Origin of the sequence: Nitratifractor sp. (genome assembly GCF_015487065.1) — a bacterium.
In the GTDB taxonomy this organism is placed as follows: Bacteria; Campylobacterota; Campylobacteria; order Campylobacterales; family Sulfurovaceae; genus Nitratifractor.
Genome location: NZ_WFQN01000075.1, coordinates 1 through 6,342 on the forward strand (window position 1 = coordinate 1; position 6,342 = coordinate 6,342).

Consider the following 6,342-nt stretch of genomic DNA (forward strand, 5'->3'; position numbering starts at 1 on the left):
CATCATCGCCATCCTCGATAACGACAACAACGTCATCGCCACCATCACCCATGATGAGAGCATCGACACACCGCTAAGCATCACCAACGCCAACGGAACATTCTACTACCACCGAGACCACCAAGGCTCCATCCTTAGCCTCACAGACCAAGAGGGCAACGAAGTCGAACACTTTACCTACGATAACCACTATGGTAGAATAGTTGCACATACCAAAACCGTAGAGACAAACAACCCATACGGCTACACCGGAAGAGTCGTAGACACACAAGATCTCTACTACTACAGAGCCAGATACTACGATCCCACGATCCAACGATTCATCTCAGAGGATCCGATAGGGTTTGCCAGCGGGAATTTTAACTTTTACAGGTATGTAGCCGATGATCCGGTGGATTTGGTGGATCCAAGTGGGGAATTTTGGAATTTTATTATTGGTGCAGGCTTAGGTGCAGGCTTGGATTTATTCATTCAACTTGCTACCAATGGATGGAATATTCACTGTGTAAATTGGTATAGCGTAGCTGCTTCTGCTGCATTGGGGGCTTTAGGCGTTCGCTGGGGTGGAGCAGCCGGAAAAGGCAAAGAGTTTTCCCATTGGATCCCAAATAGAGCAGGTGGACCAAGAAGTATATGGAATGGGAATTATGTTCCTAAAAGTACACATGCACTTTCTGATCCTTATCGATATAGGTTTATGCCTAGAAGCTGGAAAGGAAGTAATCCTATGTATAATCCTGTTAGAAAACATTGGGTTAGGTTTCCTAATGCACTCAAAGGAGTAGGGGGACCGTTAGAAATTTTGTGTCAGTCCGATAGAATCTAAAATTCTAAAGGATTGACCATGAACGACAAGTTTGATTTGAACGAGGCCCTGGAGCAGATCAAGGCCGGGGCTAAAATCGACGGAAAAGACGGGGTGCTGGCTCCGCTCATAAAACAGCTTACCGAGGCGGCTCTGGAGGCCGAGCTGGAATCCCACCTATCTCAGGAGATCCGAAACCGTAAAAACGGTAAAAGCTCCAAGCGGATGAAAAGCTCCGTAGGGGAGTTCGAGCTGGAAGTTCCCCGAGACCGTAACGGAACCTTCGAGCCCCAGATCGTCAAAAAGCATCAACGCAGTATGAGCGATCAGATCGAAGAGAAGATCCTATCGCTTTATGCCTTGGGTAACAGTTACACCCAGATCCGAGGACATCTGGAAGAGATCTACGGGGTCAGCTTCTCCACTGCCGCCATCAGTGCCGTAACCGATAAGATCATCCCCCTGCTCAAAGCGTGGCAGCAACGCCCCTTAGAAGCGATCTATCCTTTCGTCTGGCTTGACGCAATCCACTACAAGGTCAAAGAGGACGGACGTTACGTTTCCAAAGCCGTCTACACGATCCTCAGCATCCGGTTGAACGGGAAAAAAGAGGTCCTGGGGCTCTATCTCAGTGAGAGTGAAGGGGCCAACTTCTGGCTGCAGGTATTGACCGATCTGAACAACCGGGGCGTAAAAGATATCCTGATTGCCTCCGTCGATGGGCTTAGCGGCTTTCCCGAGGCCATCAACGCCATTTTCCCCAAGACGGAGGTGCAGCTTTGTGTCGTTCACCAGATCCGCAATTCCCTCAAATACATCGCTTCCAAAAACAAAAAGGAGTTTAGCAAGAATCTCAAGTCGGTCTATCAGGCCGTTTCAAAAGAGGCGGCCGAAACGGAGTTGGATCGATTGGAAGAGAAGTGGGGAGCGAAGTATCCCATCGTCATTCAATCCTGGCGGAACAAGTGGGAGAACCTCTCCAACTACTTCAAGTATCCTGAGGATATCCGACGGATCGTCTACACGACCAACATCATCGAATCGATCCATCGGCAGTTTCGCAAGCTTACCAAGACCAAGGGGGCATTCCCCAACGAAAACAGCCTGCTCAAACTTCTTTATCTGGGGATTCAGAACGCCCAGAAGAAATGGACGATGCCGATACAAAATTGGAGCCTGACACTCTCACAGCTGGCCATCTTCTTCGAAGGCAGGTTGGACGATGCTTTGGATCTATGATATGATCCTATTCAACTATCGGGTGCTGACACAAAATTCTGAACAGTCCCCTTGTTCTTTATCTACATATTAGAGGTGCCCTCAATATTTATTAACCGATATCACGTATGGCGCCGGTAGCAAAATGGTATAATCGCGTATTTCTCAATAGAGGACCCTTATGGAAATTTTGCTGGCGTTTGTAGGGATGGGGATCGGTGCGCTCTCCGGATTTTTCGGGATCGGGGGAGGGACGGTTCTTGTACCCGTGCTGCTTCTGATGGGCTATGGGATGAAGACGGCGGTCGGGATCTCCGTGATGCAGATGGTCTTCAGCTCTCTGTATGGATCTTTCCTCAACTGGCGCAGGGGGACTCTGGTACTGGGTGAGGGGCTTTTCGTCGGATTTGGCGGGTTCATGGGCGGCTATCTGAGTGGCTATCTGACCTCTTTCGTTTCCGGGCGCTTTTTGCAGTTCGTCTTCATCGGTTTTGTCCTTTTTGCCCTGCTGCGGATGATAACCTCCAAAGTCCACGAAGACGCCGGCGAGAGTAAAACCCTCCAAAAATGGCTGCTTTTCATCATTGGGATGGGGATCGGTGTCATCGCCATCAGTATCGGGGTTGGCGGGGCGATCATCCTGATCCCTCTGCTTTCGGGCCTTCTGCACTATCCGGTCAAGAAAGCGGTCAGTGCCGGACTCTTTTTTGTCGTGTTTTCCTCCGTCGCAGGGATGCTGGGACGCCTGGTGCACGGAGAGATCGACCTGCTGCACGGGACGATCATCGGGGTAGGTTCTCTGCTGGGAGTCTATCTGGGTGTCTGGCTCAAAGAGCACGTCAGTAACAAAAGTCATAAGAATTTCATTGTGATTATGTACGCTTTTATCCTGGCGATAATGGTCTATAAGATGTTTTTTGCGCAATAAAAAAGTGGGTAGAGGGTAATACGTAGTGGGTAGGAAAGCAATTTCTTATTGGTATATTTGTTGTTGGCTATTGGGTGGGTTTTCCAAACATTAATATGGTTTTATGAGTTTATGAAACGTAGGTTTGGTCCCACCAAACGTATCTGTCAAAGATACTGTGTAATGGAAGTCATAAAAATACAGAAGATCGAAGGAATGAAGAATCTATGAGCAAAAAGCACGACATCATCGACGTCAGAGGTGCGCGCGAGCACAACCTTAAAAGCATCGATGTGCAGATTCCCAAAAACAAGATGGTTGTTATCACCGGGATCAGCGGGAGCGGTAAATCGACACTGGCCTTCAGTACTCTCTACGCGGAGGGGCAGCGGCGCTACATCGAGTCGCTGAGCTCCTACGCCCGGCAGTTTCTGGGGCGGGTGGGCAAGCCCGATGTGGACAAGATCGAGGGGCTCACTCCTGCCATCGCCATCGACCAAAAGACCACCTCCAAAAACCCCCGCTCCACCGTGGGGACGATCACCGAGATCTACGACTATCTGCGACTTTTCTTCGCCCGGGTAGGGCGGCAGTATTGCCATCAGTGCGGCAAACCCATCTCCAGTATGAGCGCCAGCGACATCATCACCGAAGTGCTGCGCCTCCCCGAAGGAGCCAAGCTGGTGATCATGGCACCGCTGGTCAAGGAGAAAAAGGGAACCTTCGCCGATCTGATCGAGTCCCTGCGTCACAAAGGCTATGTTCGGGCGATGATCGACGGAGTGATGGTACGCCTCGACGACGAGATCGAGCTGGCCAAGACCAAAAAGCACAGCATCAAAGTGGTCATCGACCGGGTCGTGGTCAAAGAGGGCTCGAAAGAGCGGATCGGACAGGACATCGAAAAGGCCCTCAAAGAGAGCTACGGTGAAGTGGAGATCGAAGTGCTCAACCACGAAGAGTTGGCGCTGGAGCGGAAAGACTATCACTATTCGGAGCATCTGGCCTGTTTCGACTGTAAACTGAGCTTCGAGCCCCTGGAGCCGGTGAGCTTCTCCTTCAACTCCCCCAAAGGAGCCTGCCCCGCCTGCGACGGCCTGGGGATCCGCTATACCCTCGACCTGAGCAAGATCATCGACTCTTCACGGACGGTTTCGGAGGGAGCGGTGCGGATCATGCATGGCTTCAACAAGAGCTATTATTCCAAATTTCTCACCGCTTTTTGCGAGCAAAACGGCATCCCGACCGATGTCCCCTGGGAAGAGCTTCCCGAACATCAGCGCAAGCAGATCCTCTACGGGGTGGGAAGCGAACCGGTGAAATTCCTCTGGAAGCGCCACACGCTCAAGCGGGAGTGGCCCGGGGTCGTCAAATTTGCCCATGAGATGTTTACCGACGAAAAGGATCTGGCCGACTATATGACCGAAAAGGTCTGCGACCAGTGCGGTGGAAACCGTCTGCGCCCCCGTTCCCTGGCGGTCAGGATCGAGGGGAAGAATATCGCCGAGATCATCAACATGCCGATCGAGGAGAGCTACGCCTATTTCGCCGACGAGGGCAATTTCTCCCATTTCACCGAGCAGCAGAAGCTTATCGCCGAACCGATACTCAAGGAGATCAGAGAGCGGCTTTTTTTCCTCTACGATGTTGGACTGGGTTATCTGACTCTCAGCCGGGATGCCCGGACGATCAGCGGAGGAGAAGCCCAGCGAATCCGTATCGCCAGCCAGATCGGCTCAGGACTGACTGGGGTGATGTACGTCCTCGACGAGCCCAGTATCGGCCTGCATGAGCGCGACACGCTTCGGCTCATCCGCACGCTGCAGTCTCTACGGGACAAGGGCAACACCGTCATCGTCGTCGAACACGACAAAGAGACGATCTTGGCCGCCGATCATATCGTCGACATCGGCCCCGGAGCGGGGGAGTACGGCGGAGAGATCGTCTTCTCCGGAAAAGCGGAAAAACTGCGCCGGGCCAAAACCCTCACCGCTCAGTACCTCTACGGTAAGAAGGAGATCGCCTATCCTCACGCCGAGCGCCCCAGAGAGCAGTGGCTGGAGATTCGCAACGTCACCATCAACAACATCGAAAATCTCTCGGCGAAACTTCCCCTGGGGAACTTCGTCTGCGTCACGGGCGTCAGCGGCAGCGGCAAAAGCTCCCTGATCCTCCAGACCCTCCTGCCCACCGCGAGGGAGATCCTCAATCGCGCCAAAAAGGTCAATCGGGTCGAAGGGGTGGAGATCAATGGCCTGGAACATCTGGACAAGGTGATCTATCTCGATCAGAGCCCCATCGGCCGCACCCCGCGCTCCAATCCGGCCACCTACACCGGGGTTATGGACGAGATCCGCAAACTCTTCGCCCAGACCAAAGAGGCGGAGCTGCGGGGCTACAAAGTGGGGCGCTTCAGCTTCAACGTCAAAGGTGGGCGTTGCGAAAAGTGCCAGGGAGAAGGGCAGATCAAGATCGAGATGCACTTCCTCCCTGATGTGATGGTCACCTGCGACGCTTGCGGGGGAGCCCGCTACAACGAGCAGACCCTGGAGGTACGCTACAAAGGCAAAAACATCGCCGAAGTCCTGAATATGAGTGTCGCAGAGGCGATGGAGTTTTTCAAGGCAATCCCGGCGATCGCCGCCAAACTCAAAACCCTGATGGCCGTCGGCCTGGACTACATCAAACTGGGCCAAAACGCCACGACCCTCTCCGGAGGCGAAGCCCAGCGGATCAAACTGGCCAAAGAACTCAGCCGAAAGGATACGGGCCGGACGCTCTACATCCTGGACGAGCCCACCACGGGGCTGCATTTCGCCGATGTAGACCGGCTGACGGGCGTACTGCATCACCTGACGGAGCTGGGCAACAGCGTCGTCGTCATCGAGCACAATCTGGATATGATCAAAAACGCCGACTATATCGTCGATATGGGCCCGGAAGGCGGAAACAAAGGCGGGAAGATCGTCGCGACGGGAACCCCTGAGGAGTTGGCGGCTACCTGGCACGCAACCGGAAGCTACACCGGAAAATACCTGGCGCAGGAGCTGGGGATGGATGAGGAAGAGCCGGAGTGAATGGCTTCATTCAGTACAGAACCCTAGCCAGATAGAGTCCCTCGGGCGGGGCGAGGCCGGTGCAGTGCCGCTTGGCGGTAGCAAGCTGCTCTTCAAGCTCATAGAGGGTCAGGGTGCCATCGGCGACGGCAGCGGCGGCGTGGATCATCATCCGTACCTGCGCGCGGAGGAAGCCGTTTGCGTGAAAATAGATGAAGCCGTAGCCCCGCCGCTGCAGGGCGTAGGCCTTGTGGATATCCCGAACGCTGCTGCGGATATCGGATCCTGTCTTCATAAAGTATCTGAAATCGTGTGTCCCCCGGAAAAGGGCGAGAGCTTCCTGCAAGTTTCCCCAA

At 53.5% G+C, this 6,342-nt stretch carries 4 protein-coding genes and 1 pseudogene; 4 read left to right on the plus strand and 1 reads right to left on the minus strand.

Annotation, left to right across the window (positions count from 1 at the left end):
* The 4 genes from F8I07_RS04060 to uvrA form a co-directional block, all read left to right on the plus strand.
* Window positions 1-826: RHS repeat-associated core domain-containing protein (locus F8I07_RS04060; protein ID WP_292656064.1), on the plus strand; the 826-nt coding region annotated here is incomplete at its 5' end.
* An 18-nt stretch (window positions 827-844) separates the two neighbouring features.
* A complete protein-coding gene (locus F8I07_RS04065) occupies window positions 845-2,044 on the plus strand; it encodes an IS256 family transposase (RefSeq protein ID WP_292656068.1) in 1,200 nt (399 codons plus the stop codon).
* Between the two features lie 160 nt (window positions 2,045-2,204).
* Entirely contained in the window at window positions 2,205-2,951 is a 747-nt protein-coding gene (locus F8I07_RS04070; protein WP_292656071.1) for a sulfite exporter TauE/SafE family protein, read from the plus strand.
* Between the two features lie 206 nt (window positions 2,952-3,157).
* The gene (uvrA, locus tag F8I07_RS04075) at window positions 3,158-6,007 is read left to right on the plus strand and encodes an excinuclease ABC subunit UvrA (protein ID WP_292656074.1); all 2,850 of its coding nucleotides are present in this window, start codon (window positions 3,158-3,160) and stop codon (window positions 6,005-6,007) included.
* A gap of 10 nt (window positions 6,008-6,017) precedes the next feature.
* On the opposite strand, the pseudogene F8I07_RS04080 reads toward uvrA, so the two are convergent.
* A pseudogene (locus F8I07_RS04080) lies at window positions 6,018-6,342 on the minus strand (tRNA pseudouridine(38-40) synthase TruA); the annotation flags it as partial.